28 protein-coding genes are annotated in these 20,874 nt (G+C 58.5%); 12 read left to right on the top strand and 16 right to left on the bottom strand.

Annotated features, from left to right (window positions below):
• Positions 1–93: 93 nt before the first annotated feature.
• Positions 94–495 carry a PA2779 family protein gene (locus A8B84_RS08160; protein WP_064227213.1) on the top strand — a complete coding sequence of 134 codons (402 nt, stop codon included), beginning with the start codon at positions 94–96 and terminating at the stop codon, positions 493–495.
• 9 nt (positions 496–504) lie between these two features.
• Positions 505–1,506, top strand: a complete 1,002-nt coding sequence (locus A8B84_RS08165) for a PA2778 family cysteine peptidase (RefSeq protein ID WP_227512641.1) — start codon at positions 505–507, stop codon at positions 1,504–1,506.
• On the opposite strand, the gene A8B84_RS08170 is transcribed toward A8B84_RS08165, so the two are convergent.
• The 3 genes from A8B84_RS08170 to A8B84_RS08180 form a co-directional block, all read right to left on the bottom strand.
• Positions 1,503–2,042, bottom strand: a complete 540-nt coding sequence (locus tag A8B84_RS08170) for a class I SAM-dependent methyltransferase (protein WP_264753891.1) — start codon at positions 2,040–2,042, stop codon at positions 1,503–1,505. The two genes, A8B84_RS08165 and A8B84_RS08170, sit on opposite strands and share 4 nt — an antisense overlap.
• Positions 2,043–2,145: 103 nt before the next feature.
• Complete coding sequence (locus A8B84_RS08175) at positions 2,146–3,132, bottom strand: CobW family GTP-binding protein (protein ID WP_064227211.1); 987 nt, start codon at positions 3,130–3,132, stop codon at positions 2,146–2,148.
• 48 nt (positions 3,133–3,180) lie between these two features.
• Complete coding sequence (locus A8B84_RS08180) at positions 3,181–3,576, bottom strand: hypothetical protein (RefSeq protein WP_064227210.1); 396 nt, start codon at positions 3,574–3,576, stop codon at positions 3,181–3,183.
• A gap of 134 nt (positions 3,577–3,710) precedes the next feature.
• Between A8B84_RS08180 and rluF the strand changes: the two genes are divergently transcribed.
• Complete coding sequence (gene rluF, locus A8B84_RS08185; RefSeq protein ID WP_064227209.1) at positions 3,711–4,649, top strand: 23S rRNA pseudouridine(2604) synthase RluF; 939 nt, start codon at positions 3,711–3,713, stop codon at positions 4,647–4,649.
• Between the two features lie 27 nt (positions 4,650–4,676).
• On the opposite strand, the gene A8B84_RS08190 is transcribed toward rluF, so the two are convergent.
• The 7 genes from A8B84_RS08190 to A8B84_RS08220 form a co-directional block, all read right to left on the bottom strand.
• Positions 4,677–5,021, bottom strand: a complete 345-nt coding sequence (locus A8B84_RS08190) for a YdbL family protein (RefSeq protein ID WP_064227208.1) — start codon at positions 5,019–5,021, stop codon at positions 4,677–4,679.
• 29 nt (positions 5,022–5,050) lie between these two features.
• The gene (locus A8B84_RS08195) at positions 5,051–5,275 is read right to left on the bottom strand and encodes a YnbE family lipoprotein (RefSeq protein ID WP_192875816.1); all 225 of its coding nucleotides are present in this window, start codon (positions 5,273–5,275) and stop codon (positions 5,051–5,053) included.
• On the bottom strand, positions 5,272–6,792 hold the full coding sequence (locus A8B84_RS08200) for a YdbH domain-containing protein (protein ID WP_227512639.1): 1,521 nt from the start codon (positions 6,790–6,792) through the stop codon (positions 5,272–5,274). The genes A8B84_RS08195 and A8B84_RS08200 overlap by 4 nt, the downstream gene beginning before the upstream one ends.
• Before the next feature lie 23 nt (positions 6,793–6,815).
• A complete protein-coding gene (locus A8B84_RS08205) occupies positions 6,816–8,384 on the bottom strand; it encodes a bifunctional GNAT family N-acetyltransferase/carbon-nitrogen hydrolase family protein (protein WP_064227206.1) in 1,569 nt (522 codons plus the stop codon).
• A gap of 84 nt (positions 8,385–8,468) precedes the next feature.
• Positions 8,469–8,999: an RNA 2',3'-cyclic phosphodiesterase gene (gene thpR, locus A8B84_RS08210; RefSeq protein ID WP_064227205.1), complete on the bottom strand. Its 531-nt coding sequence runs from the start codon at positions 8,997–8,999 to the stop codon at positions 8,469–8,471.
• 6 nt (positions 9,000–9,005) lie between these two features.
• Positions 9,006–9,698, bottom strand: coding sequence for an SDR family oxidoreductase (locus tag A8B84_RS08215; protein ID WP_064227204.1), 693 nt, complete (start codon positions 9,696–9,698; stop codon positions 9,006–9,008).
• A 66-nt stretch (positions 9,699–9,764) separates the two neighbouring features.
• Positions 9,765–10,091 carry a DUF2007 domain-containing protein gene (locus A8B84_RS08220; protein WP_230707683.1) on the bottom strand — a complete coding sequence of 109 codons (327 nt, stop codon included), beginning with the start codon at positions 10,089–10,091 and terminating at the stop codon, positions 9,765–9,767.
• Between the two features lie 106 nt (positions 10,092–10,197).
• Here A8B84_RS08220 and A8B84_RS08225 point away from each other — a divergent pair, with 106 nt between their 5' ends.
• Positions 10,198–11,274, top strand: a complete 1,077-nt coding sequence (locus tag A8B84_RS08225) for an alpha/beta hydrolase (protein WP_064227202.1) — start codon at positions 10,198–10,200, stop codon at positions 11,272–11,274.
• Here the strand turns inward: A8B84_RS08225 and arfB are convergent.
• Positions 11,271–11,684: an alternative ribosome rescue aminoacyl-tRNA hydrolase ArfB gene (arfB, locus tag A8B84_RS08230; protein WP_064227201.1), complete on the bottom strand. Its 414-nt coding sequence runs from the start codon at positions 11,682–11,684 to the stop codon at positions 11,271–11,273. The genes A8B84_RS08225 and arfB overlap by 4 nt on opposite strands.
• Positions 11,685–11,756: 72 nt before the next feature.
• On the opposite strand from arfB, the gene A8B84_RS08235 reads away from it, so the two are divergent.
• The 3 genes from A8B84_RS08235 (at position 11,757) to A8B84_RS08245 (ending at position 13,530) form a co-directional block, all read left to right on the top strand.
• The gene (locus A8B84_RS08235) at positions 11,757–12,425 is read left to right on the top strand and encodes an SOS response-associated peptidase (RefSeq protein ID WP_064227200.1); all 669 of its coding nucleotides are present in this window, start codon (positions 11,757–11,759) and stop codon (positions 12,423–12,425) included.
• 104 nt (positions 12,426–12,529) lie between these two features.
• Entirely contained in the window at positions 12,530–13,099 is a 570-nt protein-coding gene (locus tag A8B84_RS08240; protein WP_064227501.1) for a DJ-1/PfpI family protein, read from the top strand.
• A gap of 50 nt (positions 13,100–13,149) precedes the next feature.
• Positions 13,150–13,530, top strand: a complete 381-nt coding sequence (locus A8B84_RS08245; RefSeq protein ID WP_064227500.1) for a ribbon-helix-helix domain-containing protein — start codon at positions 13,150–13,152, stop codon at positions 13,528–13,530.
• A 14-nt stretch (positions 13,531–13,544) separates the two neighbouring features.
• Here the strand turns inward: A8B84_RS08245 and A8B84_RS08250 are convergent, their stop codons facing one another.
• A complete protein-coding gene (locus A8B84_RS08250) occupies positions 13,545–14,564 on the bottom strand; it encodes an Acg family FMN-binding oxidoreductase (protein WP_064227199.1) in 1,020 nt (339 codons plus the stop codon).
• A gap of 204 nt (positions 14,565–14,768) precedes the next feature.
• Between A8B84_RS08250 and A8B84_RS08255 the strand changes: the two genes are divergently transcribed.
• Positions 14,769–15,239, top strand: coding sequence for a C40 family peptidase (locus A8B84_RS08255; protein ID WP_227512638.1), 471 nt, complete (start codon positions 14,769–14,771; stop codon positions 15,237–15,239).
• A gap of 20 nt (positions 15,240–15,259) precedes the next feature.
• On the opposite strand, the gene A8B84_RS08260 is transcribed toward A8B84_RS08255, so the two are convergent.
• Positions 15,260–15,733 (bottom strand): DUF4442 domain-containing protein, encoded by a 474-nt coding sequence (locus tag A8B84_RS08260; RefSeq protein WP_064227197.1) that lies wholly within the window; start codon positions 15,731–15,733, stop codon positions 15,260–15,262.
• 115 nt (positions 15,734–15,848) lie between these two features.
• Positions 15,849–16,454 carry a LysE/ArgO family amino acid transporter gene (locus A8B84_RS08265; RefSeq protein WP_064227196.1) on the bottom strand — a complete coding sequence of 202 codons (606 nt, stop codon included), beginning with the start codon at positions 16,452–16,454 and terminating at the stop codon, positions 15,849–15,851.
• Positions 16,455–16,542: 88 nt separating this feature from the next.
• Here A8B84_RS08265 and A8B84_RS08270 point away from each other — a divergent pair, with 88 nt between their 5' ends.
• From A8B84_RS08270 to A8B84_RS08280, 3 genes are read left to right on the top strand one after another with little or no spacing between them, the layout of a single operon-like run.
• Positions 16,543–17,424, top strand: a complete 882-nt coding sequence (locus tag A8B84_RS08270) for a LysR family transcriptional regulator ArgP (RefSeq protein ID WP_064227195.1) — start codon at positions 16,543–16,545, stop codon at positions 17,422–17,424.
• Positions 17,425–17,457: 33 nt separating this feature from the next.
• Positions 17,458–17,799, top strand: coding sequence for a gamma-glutamylcyclotransferase (locus A8B84_RS08275; protein ID WP_227512637.1), 342 nt, complete (start codon positions 17,458–17,460; stop codon positions 17,797–17,799).
• 36 nt (positions 17,800–17,835) lie between these two features.
• Positions 17,836–18,255, top strand: coding sequence for a DUF2721 domain-containing protein (locus A8B84_RS08280; RefSeq protein ID WP_064227193.1), 420 nt, complete (start codon positions 17,836–17,838; stop codon positions 18,253–18,255).
• Here the strand turns inward: A8B84_RS08280 and A8B84_RS08285 are convergent.
• Complete coding sequence (locus A8B84_RS08285) at positions 18,246–18,866, bottom strand: CPBP family intramembrane glutamic endopeptidase (protein WP_201257868.1); 621 nt, start codon at positions 18,864–18,866, stop codon at positions 18,246–18,248. The two genes, A8B84_RS08280 and A8B84_RS08285, sit on opposite strands and share 10 nt — an antisense overlap.
• A complete protein-coding gene (locus A8B84_RS08290) occupies positions 18,867–19,712 on the bottom strand; it encodes a crotonase/enoyl-CoA hydratase family protein (RefSeq protein WP_227512655.1) in 846 nt (281 codons plus the stop codon). It abuts the gene before it with no gap.
• 138 nt (positions 19,713–19,850) lie between these two features.
• Between A8B84_RS08290 and A8B84_RS08295 the strand changes: the two genes are divergently transcribed.
• Positions 19,851–20,822 carry a ribonuclease Z gene (locus tag A8B84_RS08295; protein ID WP_064227191.1) on the top strand — a complete coding sequence of 324 codons (972 nt, stop codon included), beginning with the start codon at positions 19,851–19,853 and terminating at the stop codon, positions 20,820–20,822.
• Positions 20,823–20,874 lie beyond the last annotated feature (52 nt).

Consider the following 20,874-nt stretch of genomic DNA (forward strand, 5'->3'; position numbering starts at 1 on the left):
GAGGGAACGCAACAGGTTGTTCTATCGTCGGGGTAATGCAACGTGACTGAACACATCAGCTACACCGGAAGTAGCCAACAACAGGAGTGAACCATGTCAGGCATTCGCAAGCACCTGAGGTACGTTTCTTTTTTCATGGCCATGATGATGGCACTTGGTTCTGTATGGTCAGCCAGCGCAACCGCCGGCATGGTTGGAACCGGCGAGATGATCGGGCAACAACAGGTTCAGCTGGATCGACAGGAGCTGATCGGCATGCTCGACAGGCAGGATGTCCAGGCCAAGCTGGCAGACCTGGGAGTCAGCCAGGATCAGGTCAAGGAGCGCATCCAGAACCTCACGCCCGCGGAACTGGCCGATTTTGAACGTCAGCTCGCCGAAGCCCCTGCAGGGCAGGATGTGGTCGGCATCATCGTGTTGTTCCTGCTGGTATTCATTATCACCGATATGCTTTGTGCCACGAACATCTTCCCGTTCGTGAACTGCATCCGCTAGCGGCGGGCAGTGACAGTCCTGTTTTCCACCCCAATAGCCATGCCCGGCAGGCTGACCGTGTTGTTACTGGTCAGCCTGCTGGCTGGCTGCGCAAGCACCCCTGAATGGCCCGTTCGGGAAACTGACCAACCCTCCACTCCCGATCGGGTCATTCTGGACGACGTGCCTTTTTATCCCCAGGAACGATACCAATGCGGACCGGCCTCTCTGGCCATGATGCTCAACAGCCAGGGGTTTCAGACCGACCCTGAAATCCTGAAAGAGCTCGTTTACATTCCCGGCCGTGAGGGATCGCTGCAGGTCGAAATGGTGGCCGCCGCCCGGGCCCACGGCATGCTGGTTTACCCTCTGGAGAAAGAACTTGAAAGCCTGCTGAGCGAGGTTGCCTCGGGCAACCCGGTGCTGGTGATGCAGAACCTGAGGTTTGGCTGGTGGCCCCAGTGGCACTTTGCGGTTGTCATCGGCTATGACTCCGGGGAACGAGACCTGATACTCCATACCGATACCCGTAAGCGTGAGGCCATTGACGTGGAGGTGTTCAGCAATACCTGGGGTCGGGCAGACAACTGGGCCGTTACCATTCTTCCCCCGGACCGGGTACCTGCCACCGCAAAACCACTCCGCTTTCTCCAGTCGGCTCATGACCTTGAGACAACCGGCCGAACCACCGCCGCGGGCATTGCCTATGAGACGGCCCAGACCACCTGGCCAGACCAACCGGCCGCCACCATGGCCAGAGGCAACCTTGCCTGGCAGCTGGACCGCCAAAGCGAAGCAAAGGAGCATTTCCTGCGCACGGTAAAACGTTTTCCAGAATTCGCCGAGGGCTGGAACAACCTTGCTTTCGCATTGCAGGCAAGCGGCTGTGCCAGCGCAGCAAAGCAGGCTGCAAGCTGTGCGGCCTCTCTGGCGCCGGATCGCTTTGGTCAGTCGGAATTGCTGGATCATGACGGCGCCACCTCCGCAGAACACTGCCCTGCACTACTCGAGTGCTCGCGGAAAGAGCCCTAGGCTTGCTTCCGGAACAGCGCAACATCCTTTCGCGGTATCTCCAGTTGCCAGCCGAACCGGTTGGCGAGCAGCTTGAAGGTGGATTCCCGGTAGAAGACCACATGGGTCGGGTCACGGCGATAATGCCAGTTGTCGAACCGGTCATCGTCGGTCTGGAAGCAGGTCATCACGCCGAGCCAGCCCCCGGGCCTGAGCATTCGATCAAGGTCCCTGAAAACCCCGGCGGGCGCGTAAAGATGCTCCACCACTTCGGTACAGGTTATGAAATCGTAGGTTTGATTGAGGGCCACTGCTGAGGGATAAAAGTAGGGATCGTAGAGACTGACTGCCATGCCTTCCGTCTCAAGCATCTGCGCCAGTGCCGGGCCGGGACCGCAGCCGAAATCCAGGCCGCTGGCGCCCGATGGCAGACGCTCAAGAAGAGGTTCCGTCAGTTTCGAGAGAAATGTCCGGTACCCCGGATCGGAGGGGTCATTGTTATGCAGTTGGTAAATTTCCTGTTCCTGCTCGGGCGATAGCCGGCAGGACGCATCCATCACCGTGGCCTCGCAGACATCACATCGAAGGTAACGCGGGCCCTTCACCACCCGGAAATCCGAGAGACTCCCCTGCTCGCACACCGGACAAAGACTCACTCTTTCACCTCGGATCAAGTCCCGCGGCCGCCCTCATGCGGGCATCGAGTTCCCGGGCGTCAATCTGATCGGTCGCTATGATCTCCGCCCGGCTATAAGCTTGCGGTTCGCCCTGAATAACGGTCAGCGCGCCATCAACCACATTAAGCGCCCGCCAGCCGTCGGCGGTGTTAACGACCGCCTTGAAGCGAACAAAATCCGAATCCATGGCCATCACCAGCAACGCGTTCTCATCCAGGATCAGTTCCGGATGGATGCGCCAGCCGACACTGAAGTGCCCCTGCCCCTGATTGGTGATCTGCTGCCAGGGCTCGTCATCAATGGCGGGTGCCGACGATGCGGTCTTTTGATGGTGGTGATGGTGGGCATCCGGATCGTTCACCGGAAGGGCATCTGACTGACCATCCAGCCATCCCGGAGCCAGTTGTCCGAACCGGGTATGGTGAATGGCCCGCTTGCCGGGATCCAGCTGTGCCGCCCAGTCGTCGAAATGGGTCAACTGTTCCGTGGTACAAAGATCGGTCTTGTTGGCGACGAGAATATCCGCCGCAGCCACCTGATCCCGGAACTGAACATTGCCGAGCACCTTCGGCTCTTCGAGCCTCCGGGGGTCCACCAGGCAGATCACCGGGCCCATGGTGAGCACATCCCGATAGTGCTCGCTGGTCAGGGTTTCCAGAATCTGCGAGGGGTGACCGAGACCTGTGGGTTCAATCAGCAGCCGATCCGGCTTTGCCTTGTGAATCAGCTGGTTGAGCCCGATCTGCATCGGCAGGCCGGCAACGCAGCACATGCAGCCGCCGGGTATTTCCTTGATGAAGGCGCCTTCCGTTTGCAGCATGGCGCCATCAATACCCACCTCGCCGAACTCGTTGACCAGAACCGCCCAGACCTCATTTTCCGGTTTGCTTTTCAGAAGATCCAGAATGGCGGTGGTTTTACCAACACCCAGAAAACCAAGAATAAGGCTGGTAGGAATAGGTTGCGTCATGGCGCCGGAGGCACTCCTCTGAGAATCAAAACGTTATACTATAACAATTTACCCGCCAGGACGATCCTGCTTCAGGAACATCCCGACGGCCTTATCCGATAGCAGGGCATGAGCAAGTGCCGGATAGGGCAGATAGTGAACAAACAGGGTGGCGAGGGTGACGGAATCCACGCCGGCGTCCAGGAACATCCAGGCCCCAAAAGCAACGAACAGGGCACCCAGAAAACCGCCATAGATCCACAGCGCCCGCGAACGCTCCTCCGGCATTGGCAAACGCTCAAGGGTTCGCGCGATTGAGAAGCTCATGTAGACGGCAATCAGTGCCGCTATGACCAGTGACGCCAGCAACCCGGTAAATCCGATCAGATACCGGAACAGGTAGTTGGTCAGGAAGAACAGGGCAATGCAGGTAACGGCAACAATGGTGATGCGTGTCTTTTCCATGGCGGCTCAGGGTTTGTTGGTTTTATGGACAGGCGCAAAGAATGGCAGAGACGCCCGGAAAGAACCACCCCTGCTGCGACCGGGGTTACAGGCTGATATGATGCCCGACATTCTCACTGGCAACCGGACACCCGATGACCTCTGGCAATTCCACCCGGCTCAACAAATACATCAGCGAAAGCGGCATGTGCTCCCGCAGGGAGGCTGATCGCTATATCGAGCAAGGCAACGTCTACATCAACGGCAAGCGCGCGACTGTCGGCGACCAGGTGCTTCCGGGAGACACGGTCAAAGTGAACGGTCAGGTGATCGAGCCACGGGCGGAAGAAGACCTCGTGTTCATTGCCCTCAACAAACCGGTAGGGATTGTCAGCACCACCGACAGCGCCGAGAAACACAACATCCAGCGTTTTGTCGGCCACAGCGAACGTATCTTCCCGATCGGACGCCTTGACAAGGACTCCCAGGGTCTCATTTTCATGACCAGCAACGGCGACCTGGTCAACAAGATCCTGAGGGCGGGCAACAACCACGAAAAGGAATACCTGGTTACGGTCGACAAACCGGTAACCGGGGAATTTATCGAGGGGATGGCCAATGGCGTTCCGATCCTCGGCACGGTCACCAAAAAGTGCAAGGTGTCCCGGGAGTCCCGGTTCGTCTTCCGGATCACCCTGGTTCAGGGCCTCAACCGCCAGATTCGCCGAATGTGCGAGTATTTTGGCTACGAGGTTACCAAGCTCGAACGTATCCGGATCATGAACGTGAGTCTGAAAGGGCTTGCGGTGGGCCAGTGGCGGGACCTGACCGAGAAAGAGCTGGCCGGGCTGTTCGATGCCATCCGGGATTCTTCTTCAGAAGCACCGCCCAGCGCTGGCAAGCCGGCAAAAAAGAAGCCCGGAGCGAAGGCCAAATCACAGCCCAATCGCAAGCCTGGCTCCCCATCCGCACCAGGCAAACCAGGCGGTAGTCGGCGGCCCGGCCCTAAAGGCAAGCCCGCGCCTGGCAAAAAGCCTGCCTCGCGCAAACGGCCCAAAGGCGGTAAGCCAAGACAGAAGAGCGTTAAACGGTAAGCGGGGCTTGCAACCGGCCGCTTCGGGCTACTTTTTCACCCACTTGCCGCCCATTTCCACATACTGGCCGGCCGGTGTTTTCTCGATGGCTTTCTTGCCCGCAACGGTCTCAACCTGGGTGACCGGAATGTTGTGTTTCTCGGCGATACGCTTGTACTCATCCCGACGTGCGCTGTTAATGGCTTCCACCACTTCCTTCGCCTGCCCTTCAGCACGCACCACGTCCAGATAGCCTGTCGGAGTTTCCCCGACCAGTCCCTGCTGCTTGACCGAGTCCAGTTTCTGTTTGGCCTCGTCCAGCCCCATGGCAAGCACTGAGGCACTGATACCAAACGCCATAACCAGCGCAAACATCTGCATCAATCGTTTCATCTTCAACCCCTTAAACTTTCCGGACCCAGTCAGAACAGACCCTGCTCACTGAACAGGTCGTCCACTTCCTTATCCACTTTCACGTAGATTTCGTGCTGGATTTTCACGTTCAGGTTGACCGTAATCGGTTCTTTCGGTGCCGCCATCTGCACCGTCGGTGTGCAGGCGGCCATTGCCAGCGGCAGCATCGCTATCATCAGTGTTCTTGCCAAAGGCGCCCTTTCAGGCCACCGAGGCCGCAACGGTTTTCTCATGGTGCTGTCTCCTCACCGGATTCCTGCAGCAACTCCCGGACACGTTTGGTAACGGCTTCATTAACCCTGCCACTCAACTGCAGACTGGTAAGCAGCGCGGGAATGTCTTCCTCAAGATTAATATTGAGTACCACCGGCTGCCCACCCCTGAGCTCCGGATTCTTGCCCTCAAGTCGAAGGCCAAGGGTTAACTTACCCTGTTCATCGTAGTCTATCGTGCTGTTAAGCACTGAGTAGTGAAAGTTTTGCAACGCCTGAACCACAACGTCCATGGCCTGGTTGCCACCGAGCATCGCCTGGAGCTTGTCCGCCGGCAGCTGTAAGCGTCCCCCCGGATCAATCGCCGAGACACTTCCCTGACTTACCTGAACGCCATCGCTGCTGATACCCAGAGGGATTCGCCCGCGAAGAAGCCCGCTCCCTGAGAGCCCCTCCGCCGGGTACACCGCCATCAGCCGGCCAAGGGAGATGCCCTCAACGTCCACAGGGATGCGGCCAGAGCCACCTTCCAGCCCGTACACGCCGGGTGGAATCCTGAGTGCACCTTCCAGGAACCGGGCTCTGGCCTGCTGAATCTCCAGGCTGCCCGCCAGCAGTTCAGTCACCGGCGCGTTGTAATTCCCGGAAAAACGAACCGAGCTGACCGGAATACCGGGATTGATCTCGCCAACGGTCATATCCCTGAAACTGGCCGTCATCTGTGAATTTTCCAGCGATCCCCGCACCTGGCCTGTGAGCCCGGACACCGAAGTGCGATTGAAAACACCACCAACATCCTGCAATTGAGCATTACCACTGGCTTCAAGCTCACCGCCCTCGCCGGTAGAGAAGTCCATCGACAAACGGGCACTGCCAGAATCGACTGTCAGAAGATCCGGCCACCCGGCCAGGGTTTCTGCCAGGGCCCGAACGCCCTGTTTACCGTCGATAACAGACTCGATAGCAACCGAAACGCCACCATCGGGATCAAGCTGGATGTCGAGATCGGCCGTGAGACCGGACGCAGAAACCAGCGTTCCCTGGACCCTGAGATCAGCCAGACGGCCAGCTGCCCTGCCCTCGAAATTCCAGGCCTGCGGCACCAGGATCGGATGCTCCACACGCGTGGCAGTAACGGCGATATCGCCATCAATCGCAATGCGCTCTGCCCAGGAGCCCGACGCGCCGTAGTCGAAGGTAACGATGGAATTGCTGAGGTCAGTCCGCAGCGTGTTGAGCTTCAAGGGCTGCTTCGCGCCGGTGTAAGCCAGATAATCCGTCACAATCAGGGAGGAAGGGGCAAATTCAATGGTCGCGGAATCACTGTTGGCGGTCACAGAGGGCCGGATATCAGCCTGGCTTCCGGTGACTTCCCAACCACCGGACCGTATATCCGGCAATGCCATACCCACCGAGCTCTGTTCAATGGCAAAGGACCAGCCTGCAACCGCCAGGGGCCAGGCCACCAGAGCCATACCACCGGCCCAAAGAAGCCCGCGGCCGATGCGTTCAGGCTTTACAGACCCTCTACTGGGCAAAACGACGCTCCTGTCGGCTCGGTTTACTCACCACGCCAGGTCACGCTGTACAGATCGTGCCGGCGGTCCTGAAGGTTTTTAACGGTACCACTGTTGCGGGCAGTGATCAGTACTTCCGGGCGCAGATCCGCAAAGGCAACCGTCTCCACGTTGGGCTCGGTGTCAGCGGCAATGCCATCCCGGGCGAAGGGAAAGTCGCACGGCGTCAGGATGCAGCTCTGGCCGTACTGGATTTCCATATTCGGGACATTCGGCAGGTTGCCGACGTTGCCGGACATCACCACGTAAACCTGATTCTCCACAGCTCTGGCCTGGCAACAATAGCGAACCCGCAAATAGCTCTGCCGCTCATCGGTACAGAAAGGCACAAAGATGATATGCACGCCCTGGTCCACCAGGTGGCGGGTCAATTCCGGGAACTCCGCGTCGTAGCAGATCAGCACACCAATGGTGCCGCAGTCGGTCTCGATGGCGCTGACCCGGTTGCCGCCCTGAACGTTCCACCAGAACGCCTCATTGGGCGTTGGATGGATCTTGGGCTGACTGAATACCTGGCCGTCCCTCAGAAACACATACGCCATGTTCCGGATGGTGCCGTCTTCCTCACGGACTGGCGTTGAGCCGGCGACAATATTGATGTTGTGGCGCAGAGCCAGATCCCGCATCAGTTCACGATAACGCTCTGCGTAATGGGTGACTGCGGCAAAGGTCTCGGCGGGGCTGCCCTTGCGGGCTTCGATGGAAAGCAGCTGCAGGGTGAACAGCTCGGGGAACACCACAAAGTCGCCCTTGTAGGTGGAAACAACATCGACAAAATAGCGGACAATCTCGCTGAATTCGTCGAACGATCCGACCGGGCGTTGCTGGTACTGAACCGTGCCTATGCGCACGGTATCGCGCATGCGTTGACCGTAGCGCTTCCGACGGCCGTTGTTCTCCGACTGAGGTACTTTCGGGTTACGCCAGACCAGATGAATACCATAGCCCATGGAATCGTGGTCGGCATCGAGATAATGCGGAATAATTCCGTGCACTTCGAAGCCCTGATGAAGCTGGAAGGAAAGCACCGGATCCTTCTGTTCCTTGCTTCGAATGGCCTCCACATATTCCTCGACGCTCGCGAACTTCTTCAACCGCTGGCGCAGGCTCGGCAAACGGCCGGCAAACACCACTCCCTGCAGGTTCAGGGCCTGGCATAACTGCTTGCGCTCATTATACAGCCGCTCCCCGATGCGATAACCGCGGCATTCCGGATCAACACACACCTCCATCCCGTAAAGCCAGTCACCCTCCGGATCATGGCGCGATGCGTAGCCGTTACCGGTGATGGAGGTCCAGTCGTGGGCGGACAAAGCGATCTCTTCAGCAATCCGGAAGGTGGCGCAGTAACCCACCACCGTTTCACCCAGCATGGCGACAAACTGGCCATCGGGAAAAGTGTTGATCTGCCCGGTCAATGGCCCCTTGGTATAGCCATACATGCCAGTGCCTTCGTAAACGCGGCGGCTGAGCTGGATGATACCGGGGATATCCGCCAGCGTGGCATTGCGAACGAACAGACGTTGATCAGGATCGGAAAACGGGGGACACATAGACACCTCAGGAAAGGCGTTGATTTGGTTCCATCTTTGGTGCGCTGACGGTGTTTCGTCAAGACAAATCCGCTAACCGGCGCCTTACAGGGGGAAGCGCTCAATCACGGAATACACGGAACCGGCGGGGCCAGGTTTGCTTTCGAAAAGGACAAATTCAGTAACCTGGAACTGGCCGAACCGAGAGTCACCATATTCAACCAACAAAGGTTCAACCGAACCCGCCTGGCGTTTGAAACGAGCCAGGGTGATATGCGGGCGAAAGACCCGACTTTCGGCACCAAAACCGAATTTCTCCATCCGCGCCCTGAGACTCTTGTTAAGAGCAGCGACTGGCGCCTCCGGCTGAACACCAGCCCACAGATTCTTAGGTCTCTGGGGCTGACCGAAACAACCTACGCCGGCAACGTCGAGCAGGAAGGGCTGTGATGTGATGCTGCGGGCTGAACCGGCCAGGGCTTCAAGATCTTCCTTGCTCACCGCCCCCAGAAACAGGAGGGTGATGTGCAATTGCTCGGCGCCCTGCCATTTTTCGCCCGGCACCACGGACCGGACCTTCAGCAACCGGTCCTTGATCTCAGGCGGAAGCTCCAGTCCGAAGAAAAGCCGGGGCATACCGGCTTACTCAACCTTGGGCGTGGGCCGGACAAGAATTTCATTTACATCCACATGTGCCGGCTGCGCCACGGCATACATGACCGCATTGGCAATGTCTTCCGGCTTCAGTGCGTGGCCAGGACGTTCATCAAAGAAGGGCGTGTCCACCATGCCCGGCTCGATCAGGGTAACGCGGATACCGGAGCCACGGAGCTCCTCACGAACACCATAGCCAATGGCGGTTACCGCCCACTTGGTCGCACTGTACATGGAACCGGGAATGGTGGCACGGCCTGCCGCAGAGCCGGTTAACAGCAAGTGGCCCTTGCTCTCTCTCAGCGCCGGCATGCAATGCTGGAGGGTAAGGCCCACACCGTAGATATTGGTGAGGATCATATCCTTCCAGACCTCGGGGTCAGCGCCGCTGAAGCCGCCCGGCTCGCCGCCGCGCCCGGCGTTGGCAAACACCGCATCAATGCGGCCAAAGGTTTTCAGGGCCTGGTCGACCATGTTTTTCTGGTCATCACCGCTCTGGACGTCGCATTGGACCGTCAATACCTTTTCTTCGCCACCCAGCTCCTGTTGCAGGCCTTTGAGCTTGTCTTCGGAACGCGCAGCCAGTACCAGTCGATACCCCTGTTTCGCCGCCGCTCGCGCTGTCTCCGCGCCAATACCCGATGACGCGCCGGTGATCAGCATTACAGGTTGATCTGCCATAGGATTTTTCTCCTGTTACTTGAGAAGTGTGGGTAGGGCTACGCCCGCTGACACCAGATCGATCAGTCAGTAGATCTGCAGCAGGATAAGAGCAACGATGGCCAGGGCCAGCAGAAACCAGCGGGCGTAGTGGTCAGGGCGGTCCTCCTCATCACTGGCAGCGCGGCTGACACTGCCGCCTGACGTCTCTTCATACTCGGACACCAGTTGCCGTGCCCGGTAGAGATCCTCGTCATCAACATGAACGTTGGTGAAACCCGCAGCACCGATCTCACCCAAGGCACCCTGGAGATAATGGCCACCGACATGGGCTTCAATACCGTTGGCTTCCAACAGACCAGCCACAATATGGGCCTCGGTAATGTCTCGCGCCCGATAGGCAATTTGCAACACGCGACTCCTTCTGTGACCGTTCCGGGCAGAACCGGGACAAATCTGCGAGTATTATCTGAAGCATAGTTCGCCCTGACTAGCGGGGCCAATAACATACGGAAGACCCATGCTCTGGATTATTCTTGCCATCATCGTGTTTATTGTTGCCGCAACACTGCTTCTGTTCCGGCTTGAGGATCTGTCTCATCTGGACCGGAATGATTACCCGGTTCAGGACGCAACACCCAGCGCAGCCAACCGGGAAGTGCTGGGGCGCATCCGCGAACTGGGGCAATCCTCGAAAGGCCTCCGGGGCAAGGCGCGGCTGATGGCACTGCGCAAACACATGGACGGGCTCAGTGAAGGCATTGAACTGGCCTCGGAGCTGCGCCATTGCGAGTCACCCCGTGGCGAATGGGTTCTCGCCCCGGGATGTAATACCCGCCGCCGCATCCTGTACATTCATGGCGGCGCCTGGGCGGCTGGCAGCCCCAGAAGTCATCGGGCCATTACCGACCGGCTATCGCAGATAACCCGTGCCGCGGTGTTTGCGGTGGACTACCGGCTGATGCCGGAGAACCGGTTCATGGACGGTGTCCGGGATTGTCGCGAGGCTTATAAATGGCTACTGAAACACGGGCCCGACGGTGCCGAGCCGGTAGATTTCATGGTGGTTGCCGGGGATTCTGCGGGCGGCAGCCATACCCTTGGGCTGATTGCGTGGATTCGGGATAATGGTCTGCGCCAAGCGGATGCGGCGATTGCCTTCTCGCCATCAACCGATCTGACTCTGACTGCCCCGAGCAATCGCAACAACATTGGTACCGATCCCCTACTTGGACCAACCTTCGGCGGGTTATCGAAAATCCCCTTGCCGGTGATCTGGTGGGCGACCCTGGCGGCTTTTCGGGTCTCGCCTACCAATCCTGTTGCCTCGCCACTGCGGGGCGATCTGCAGAACCTGCCACCCACTCTGATCCAGGCCAGTGATACCGAGATGCTGCTGGACAACGCCCGGCGTTACGCAGCACGGGCCGAAGCCGCAGGCTCTCCGGTGACCCTGCACACCTGGCACGGCATGGTGCACGTATGGCAGATATTCGTGCCCTTGCTTCCGGAGGCGGAAGAGGCCTTCGACGACATCAAGGCGTTCCTGGAGCAACTGGAGTCTCAAGGCGACGCACAGACTTCGGCTTCGGCTTAAACCTGAACCTTTCCTCGCAACGCCTTGGTTTTGCCTTTTTTGGTTTTCTTATCCACCCGCTTGCGCTGGGAGGAGCGGGTCGGCTTGGTGGGCCGGCGTGCCTTGCGGGGCTTTACCGCCTCCTGGATCAGCTCTTTCAACCGCTCCAGGGCGTCTTCCTTGTTCAGTTCCAGGGTGCGAAAGGATTGCGCCTTGATGATCAGCACGCCCTCCTTGCTGATGCGCTGGTCATTGAGCGACATCAGCCGTTCCTTGTAAAAAGGCGGCAACGAGGAGTTCGGGATATCGAAGCGCAGGTGCACGGCGGAGGCGACTTTATTCACGTTCTGGCCACCGGCACCCTGGGCGCGGATCTGGGTGAGTTCGATTTCCCAGTCGGCAAGTTCAACAGCGTTGGATAGTTTCAGCATCTGCTAAGGTTAACAGAATACAGAACCGCGGGCTTTCGGCACCGGGATTCGATCAAGGAACAACCAACGACCATGTGCGGACGATTCACCTTTTATACGCCGCCGGACACCCTGATCCTCGAGTTTTTTCCTGAGGGTATGGAGGTGGATGGGCACTTTGACCCCAGCTACAACATCCCTCCCGGCACAGGCATTCCCATGATCCGGAAAACCATGACCGGCACCCTGATCATGGCCCACTCCCACTGGGGCTTCCGGCCGGCCTGGGCGGATCAGAAAGCGCCGGCTCCGATCAATGCCCGTGCAGAAACAGCAGCCACATCAAAATACTTCCGGGACGCCTTTGCCCACCACCGTTGCCTCATACCTGCCAACGGCTGGTACGAATGGCAGCAGACGGAACACGGCAAGGAACCCCACTACATAACACCAATGGATTCCGGGAAGTATCCGGCGATTTTCTTCGCCGGCCTCTGGACTCCCAGGGAGGGTGACGAAACCACGGCTTGCGCCATCATCACTGAACCCGCCAGCGAACACCTGAAGCATATCCATGAACGTCAGCCCGTGGTGCTTGATCCGGCCTGCCTGAGGGACTGGCTGAATCCGGAAATTTCAGACCGGTCGCAGGTGCGGTCGGTGACCCATCGACTGGATCCGGAACAGCTGAAAGCCGTTCCCGTTTCGCCGGAGGTGAATAATCCCAGGCATAACTCGCCGGACCTGATCCGGGAGACCTGAGGTCTGTAGTAATCCTCTAATACCCGCTTCTTCACCGACGCTGATACTGTTTCTGGACTTGGCACGACAAACACAAGGAGACAGCCATGAGCCCAACAACAGCCATGAGCGGGAAGAAGATTCTGATGATTACCGGTGACTTCACCGAAGACTACGAAACCATGGTGCCGTTCCAGGCACTGCAGGCCGTTGGCCACACGGTTCACGCCGTATGCCCCGACAAAAAAGCCGGCGACACTGTTGCCACGGCCATTCATGATTTCGAGGGTGACCAGACCTACACCGAAAAGCCAGGGCACCGATTCGCCCTGAATGCGGATTTTGATGGACTGGACCCGGCTAACTACGACGCGCTGGTAGTCCCGGGCGGTCGAGCACCTGAATACCTGCGCCTCAACAAGGACGTGCAGAACCTGGTTCGCCACTTTTTTGAGACCAACAAGCCCGTGGCGGCGATCTGCCATGGTGCCCAGCTGTTGGCCGCAGCCGGAGTTCTGGAGGGGCGCAAATGCTCTGCCTACCCGGCCTGCCAACCGGAAGTGGAACTGGCCGGCGGTACGTTCGCCGCTATCGAGGTTGATCAGGCGGTCACCGATGCTAATCTGGTAACAGCGCCTGCGTGGCCTGCTCATCCGGCCTGGCTGGCACAATTCTTCAAATTGCTGGATCAGTAATGGAGCAGGGGCCAGCCCACCGGCCCCTTATCCCTTCCCGGGAGGCCCACATGTGCAAGCTCTTCATCAACGCCGACCCGGAGCTTTGGGTTAGCCGGACTCATTCCCTGCGCATTGATGGGATGGTGACCAGTGTGCGCATGGAAAACGCCTTCTGGCAGGTACTGGCCGAGCTGGCCGAACGGGATGGCATGAACCTGCCGCAAATGATCACCCGGCTTTATCACGAGTCCATTGATGCCGGCCACGACCTCGGTAACTTCACGTCCTTCCTTCGGGTCTGTGCGCTCCGCTATCTTGAGCTGCAACTGAGCGGCGATGTTCCCAGGGATACCCGGGTGCCGATTGCCTCTCTTGATGCTGACCGCATTCTCGCTGGCACACCCGGTGAGCCAGCGACACCGGAAGTGGTCACCAAAGCCAGACACTGACGAGGAAGAACCGATTACCGCCGGCTTGCCTGTTTCGCCTTGATATCCCGTGCGTCCGAGTTTTCTACAACTTCCTGCAGATTACGTCTGGGAGCCGCCGGCAAATCCGTGGCCGGGAACCCCAACCTGAGCAGGATCTGGGGAAAGCCAGAGTGGCCGAGCAGGTGTTGAAGCTTCGGCCGCAGCACCGCAACCTGAATGGGCTGGTTCAGATAGGACGCCTGCAACCCCTGCCCGAGAGACCGAAGCAAGACCCGCTCCAGCGCCTGCCCTGCCTTCAGCCAGTCTTCTACGCCATCTCCGGCGGTTCCCAGTGCAGCAATCACCGGCGATTCATCGGCCAGTTGCCGGTCTTTGGCACCCACGCCATTCCCCATGTCAAACGTGCGCACCACCAACTGGGCCACGGGCGCAACCATCCCGGGAACCGTCAAACCGTCGCCCTTGCGGCGGGGATGCATCCAGGCGGCCAGTTCCCGTCGCCAGCTCGGGTTGGACCACTGGGCAGCGTCGCCCTCTGCCACCAGCTCGGCCACCTGATGGCGGGCATGCTCTGAGTCCAGAACCTGGAACCAGGCCCCTTCGGTCTCTGCCGACTCTTCAAGAATGCTCAGCACGTTCGAAGGCACCTGCTTTGGCTCAAACCGCTTGCGATACGTCCGCCGCCTCGTAATCGCCTGGAACAACTCGGATTGCCGGCCCTCCGACCCGGAAGCTGGCGTAAACGTGACCGTGGCAAGCAGATCCTCATCGCCGGGATCCGGCAGAAGTGCGCAGTGGGCATTAAATCCGGCATGGGCGGCCGCAACCCGAAGATTGAACAGGGCGCACCCGCAGCTAATGGTCAGTTCCCTATCGTCGGGGTCGTTTACCGGCAAGGCCCGCAGCCGGTCAGCAAACAGAGAGACACCGGTCTCGCTGATCTCAAAGCGCCAGGGCTGTGTATTGTGACTGGAAGGGGCCAGTACAGCGCTTTCAAGGATAGTTGCCAGAGTATCTGGCGGAATGGCATTCGTGCGTTTTCCTTCGCTCATTTCGGCTCTCCCGAGAGGTCTCGTGACAGACTATTCCTGCATGAGAAGAAAAGATAGCCGGCGACCAACCCAGACTTCATTGAGCCGTATCAACAAAATCTCACGATCCGTAACCTGACATCCTTCAGGCCGACTATTACAGTAAAGACTGTTGATAAATGCACAGGATCCAGAATGCGTTATTGCTTGCGGAACATCTTATTTGTGGCACTCGCAGCGGTTGCGCTGGGCGGCTGCGCCAGCAGTGGTCATTTGCAGCCGGATTCCTCCCCGGGGCTACAGTCAGTGCCCGCTGAGGCTTCATCGTCAGACAGGGCACAGAAACTCTGGCAGGTGTTCGAGCGGTATCGGGGCACGCCCTATGAGTACGGCGGCACCTCCTCCAATGGCTTTGATTGTTCCGGGTTCATTCTTACCGCCTACCAGGAAGGGCTGGGCAAAGAGCTGCCCCGAACCACAACCCAGATGCTCGCCCATGGCGATGTGGTTCATCCCGGCGAGATTCGGCCGGGCGATGTGGTGTTCTTCCGGATTGGCGGCAAGGAGCAGCACGCCGGTATCTACATGGGCGGGGACCGGTTCATCCACGCATCAACATCTGCCGGCGTTATCCAGTCGTCGATCAGTGGCTATTACTGGAAGGGCCGCCTGACCGAGGCGCGGCGCTTTGACTGAGAGGGGCTGGCCAATCTGATTCAGCCTCTCTTCCGGCGAACGTAAAGAATTTTGTGCACCCTGGCCACGAGTTCACCGGATTCATCAACAATCTCCACGTCCCACTCCGGCAGCATCTTGTCTCCGTCTGCCGTTGCAGCCCGGATCTCGTCAACACGCTCATCGGTCAGCTCAAACCGGGCCATCACTTTGCCCTTGCCCGGGCGGATGAAGTCGATACTCGCGGATTTATCCCACACGATGTAGTCGTTGCCCAGTCGTCGCATCAGCAACAGCATGTACATGGGATCGACCATGCTGTAGAGCGAACCGCCAAAGTGAGTGCCCACGTAATTGGTGTTGTACCAGTGCTGGCCCATTTCCACCCGGGCCGAACTGAAATCTTCAGCGATATGGGTCACCCGGATTCCGGCTCCCAGATAGGGAGCAAACGTAGACAGCACACGGCGCATGGCCCCGGCACTGGCAAGCCAGCGACGTACAGTGGAATTCATCAAATATCCTCGGTGGTAAAAATGACTGCAAATTCAATAGCACGCTATCTTCCAACTGGAAGCGTGCCAATGCAAGAAATTCATACGACCGTTTGAATACTAAAGACCACCGATATCAAAGACCACTGAACGTGAGGTGCAGGGCGATGGCGGCCATCATAACGCCGATGACACCATCGATAATCCGCCAGGCCAGCGGCCGGGCGAGAATCGGGGCCAGCGCCGAGCCACCCCAGGCCAGCAGACCGAACCAGAGAATCGAGGCACTGCTCGCTCCAGCCACGAAGGTGGTCGCGTCCTCTTGCTGGGCTCCGATAGCGGGGATCAAGAGCAGCGTATCGAGATAAACCTGGGGATTCAGCAGGGTTACTGCCAGGGTTGTGAACACCACGGCCTTAAGGCTTCGTTTGGTTACCTCACCCGCTTCAAGAGCCGCCCGGCCGCGGCTGGCGCGGACAAAGGACTGGACCGCAAGCCAGCCCAGGAAAGCCACCCCGAGCCAACGGAGAATCTGCAACGCCTCAGGCATGGCCATCAGGGCAGCACTGATGCCGAACATGCCCAGGGTAAACAGCGTGACATCCGCCACCATGCACAATCCGGCCGACCACCAATGGTGTTCCCGGCGGATTGCCTGGCTCAGCAAATAGGCATTCTGCGCACCGATCGCCACAATAATGCCGCCACACACAATCAATCCGGTCAGGTAACTCTCAAGCACGTTGGTTTCTCCTTAATGATTGGCGCAAGGTTACCGCTTTCCATCTATACTTGAAATTCATACTCATAATGCTGCATCAGTTTTACTTATGATTGATTACAAACTGCTGGAAGCACTGGCGACGGTTATTGAGTGTGGCGGGTTCGAACGGGCTGGCCTGGCACTCGGGCTAAGCCAGTCGGCCATTTCCCAGCGCATTCGCACGCTGGAAATCCGGCTCGGGCAGCCGGTTCTGGTTCGTAGCCCGGTGCTCAAAGCCACGCCGGCCGGGCAACGCCTGCTCAACCATGTTCAGCAGGTGCAGTTGCTGGAAAGAGACCTGACAAAATCCATTCCGGCCATCTCGGAACCCACAGCAAGACTGCGCATAGCGCTGAATGCCGACAGCCTGGCCACCTGGTGGGCAGGGGCCGTGGGCAGTTTCTGCGCGGACGAGACCCTGCTGCTGGATCTTGTGGTCGAGGACCAGGACATTGGCCTTCGCCGGATGCGCGAAGGGGATGTGGCTGCCTGCCTGTGCAGCAGCCCCCAGCCAGTTGCCGGTGCCCGATGCGTACCCATCGGCACCATGACCTACATGCCGCTGGCAACTCCGGACTATGTTCAACGCTATTTCGAAAACGGCATCAGCGAGGCCAGCCTGCAGAGTGCGCCGGCCATCGTTTTCGGGCCCAATGACCAGCTGCAACACCGGTTCCTGGCCCAGTGCGGCTATCACGGCACCTTCCCCCACCACCTTTGCCCTTCCTCGGAAGGTTTTGTAAAACTGGCGCTGGCGGGTATGGGCTACGGTATGATTCCCGAAATGCAGGCACAACCAGAAATCGCCGCGGGGCGACTGGTGAGCATCGCGCCTGAACAAACCCTGGAAGTGCAGCTATACTGGCACTTCTGGCGTCACGGCGGCGGCGTGATGGACCGGCTGACCAACGCTCTGCGTTCTGCCGCCATTTTGAATTCAAACGTGTGAACAGGGGGAGCGACGATCAGACTAAAGCATCTTGTGGCAGTCTACGGCACCTTGAAACGAGGCCGGAACAACAGCCATATTCTGCGAGGCGCCCGGTTTGTCGGAACCGACCGGATGCCTGAACTGAGCCTGTATCACCTGGGCCCCTACCCGGGCGCCATAGAGGAACCTTCCCCGGGCGTTCGCGTGGAAGTCTATGCGGTAACAGATCCGATACTGAGAACATTAGACGAACTGGAAGACTTCTTTCCTGAAAGCCCGCAGAGCAGCCTGTATATCCGCCAGACCATGGCCACTCGCCACGGGCCGGCCTGGGTTTATATATACAATCGGCCGGTTAAAACGATCCAGCGGCTTCGCTCCGGGAGCTGGTAGACAAGCTCACACACCCTCACGCAAAAGGACACCAGATTGGACCTGACAACGCCTGCCCTGCTCTTCCCGGCCATTTCACTGCTGTTGCTGGCTTATACCAACCGGTTTCTGGTGCTCGCGCAGCTGATACGCCAACTCAAGCAGATGGACACCGAGGAAGACCACGCGCTGATCGCCCGGCAGATCGGGATGCTGCGCAAACGGATTGTGCTGACCAAACGCATGCAGGCCTACGGGGTACTGAGTTTCTTCCTGTGTACGGTTTCCATGTTCCTGCTTTTTCTGGGTGCCGACCTGCCGGGGGTGATCGCGTTCGGCGCCAGCTTGGTGCTGCTGTCTTTATCCCTCCTGTACTCGCTGTACGAAATCCAGATCTCCACCAATGCCATCAATGTGGAGCTGGCCAGTTTTGAGGCCCGCAAGAGTGCCGGCCGGGAAGATGTCGACTATTCATGAGACCGGTTTCCACCGGGATCGACAATTCTGACACCAAACCAGCGTGGAAACCGGAGCAGGCAATACAAGGCAATCATGTCGTAGAGGGCATGCCAGATCATGACCAACGTCAGACTCTCCGATAGCACATAGGCTGCACCCAGTATCAAACCAAGTCCGGTTGCCACCAGAAAATAAGTAAACGATACGTAGTGCACCAGCCCAAACAGCACCGATGCTGCCAACACGGCCGTCACCGGGTCCGTATGGGCCATCAGCCAGCCCTGGATTGCGCCGCGGAACAGCAGCTCCTCGCCAATCCCCGCCAGCAGGGACAGCAGGACCAACACGGCCGGGGAGTAGCCGGTGGCAAAGTCATACAGGCCCTGCATCTGGCGTTCGAGGTTTTCAGGGAACAAGCCTGGCACCCGTGTCAGCAGGAGCAGCATGCCATAGGTGGCCGCTGCGCCGACGGCGCCGTAAAGCAGGCTCGGCCAGAGCCCCGGACCGACGAGCAGCACCGGAATCCCGAATATCAGAATAGCCAGTAACCCGATGACGCCAATGCCGCCCTGGAATAACAGCGCGGCATTAGAAGAAATACCAGACGTTCGCCGGTTCCGCAGCACCATTTACTGATCGAACAACGGCTTCACCGGAAACAGTGCGTCATACTGAGGCGCCTGCTTCTGGGCTTTGGCCTGGAAAGTTTTCATCATGTCTGTCGGGCGGAACATGCCCGCCTGCCAGGTGGCCATGTACTTCAGGCTGTCTTCCACGCTGTGGTCGCGACTGTAATTGAGCATTTCCTTGCAGCCAGTGACGGCCAACGGGGAATTCGCGGCAATCTGACCGGCAATGTCCATAACGGCTGCCAGCATGGCTTCCTGGTCGGCGTAGACGGCGTTAACGAAGCCAAGATTCTGCGCCTCAGTGGCGGAAAACTTGCGGCCGGTATAAGCCAGCTCGCGAACCACGCCTTCGGGCATCAGTTTGGGCAGACGCTGAAGCGTGCCAACGTCAGCGGTCATGCCCAGCTCGGTTTCCTTGATGGTGAAGTAGGCATCCTCGGTGCAATAACGGCTGTCAGCCGCACAGACCAGATCAAGAGCGCCGCCAATGCAGCCACCGTGGATGGCTGCCAGCACAGGGAGTCGAATTTTTTCCAGGGAGGTCAGCGTATCCTGCAACTGCAGCACGACCCTGCGCAGGTTTTCCGCCATGCGACCGGGGTCGCCATTCATGGGCACCGCCTTGGGATCGCTGAACACGCCAAGATCCATTCCGGCCGAAAAGTGCTTGCCGGTAGAGGAAATCACGATCACACGGGCGTCAGTATTAGCTTCTATATCCTGCATGCATCGGGGCAACTCAAGCCAGAACGCCTTGTTCATCGTGTTCAGGGCCTCAGGACGGCTGAACTGGACGTGGGCGATATGGTCTTTGACCTCAATCGAAAAACTCTCGTAACTGGACAATTCAGACAAGACAGCACTCCTTATGTGTATGTCGCAAACCGGCTCATTAGCGGTCGCCCCGGCTAATGGTTTCTCAAATCTGCTACCTTCGTATTATGGCGGACAGAGAGTCGACACGTTAACCCGAAAAGGCCTGGTATGGAATTCACCTTCCTCGGCACTTCAGCCGGAACGCCCACAAAATCCCGCAATGTGACTGGGCTTGCGCTGAGCCACGGCGGACCGAAACACTGGTACCTGATTGACTGCGGGGAAGGCACCCAGCACCAGTTGTTGAGAACGCACCATTCGGTGATTCAGCTGCAGGCCATCTTTATCACTCACATCCATGGCGATCATACCTTCGGGCTCCCCGGGCTGCTCACCAGTGCCTCCATGCTTGGCCGAATCACCCCGCTCTACCTGGTCGCGCCCCGTCCGGTGAGAACCTTCGTTGAGGCGGCTCTGGGCAACAGTGACTCCAGCCTCAGCTTTGAACTGAGATTTGTCGATTCCGAAGCAGAGAATTTCCGCTGGGAAGACGATGCGCTGTCGGTTACGGCCGTTCCCCTTTCCCATCGAGTGTCCTGCCGGGCGTTTGTGTTCACTGAAAAGAATCTGGAACGCCAGCTGCTCCGCGACAAGCTTGAAGCGGATGGTATTGAGGCCGGTCCAGCCTGGGGCCGGCTGCAACAGGGCCAGGACGTGGTGTTGGAAGATGGCCGCCTTGCCCGTTGCGATGACTACACGCGAATTGCCAGAAAACCGCGCAAAGTCATCGTCGCCGGTGACAACGATCAGCCCGACCTGCTTCTGGAAGCGAGCACTGATGTTCAGGTGGTGGTCCATGAGGCGACCTACACACAGGAAGTCTCGGACCGGGTCGGCCCCTGGCCGCAACACAGCTCCGCTGCCCAGGTGGCCCGCTTCGCCGAGGCCGCAGGTGTGCCGAATCTCGTGCTTACCCATTTCAGCTCCCGATATCAGTTGAATCCGGATGCCTATCCGCACATTGGTGAGATCGAATCCGAAGCCACAGGTATTTATCGGGGAAAGCTGTATCTGGCGAGGGATTTCGCACGCTATACCCTGAGCAAGGATCTGATGTTTAACGCCACTGAGCGTCTATAATGCAGTCGTGGATTCAGGCTAGTGCAGAACCTCAGGTGTGTCGCTTTTGTAG

This window comes from Marinobacter sp. EhC06 (genome assembly GCF_001650915.1).
Taxonomy (GTDB): Bacteria; Pseudomonadota; Gammaproteobacteria; order Pseudomonadales; family Oleiphilaceae; genus Marinobacter.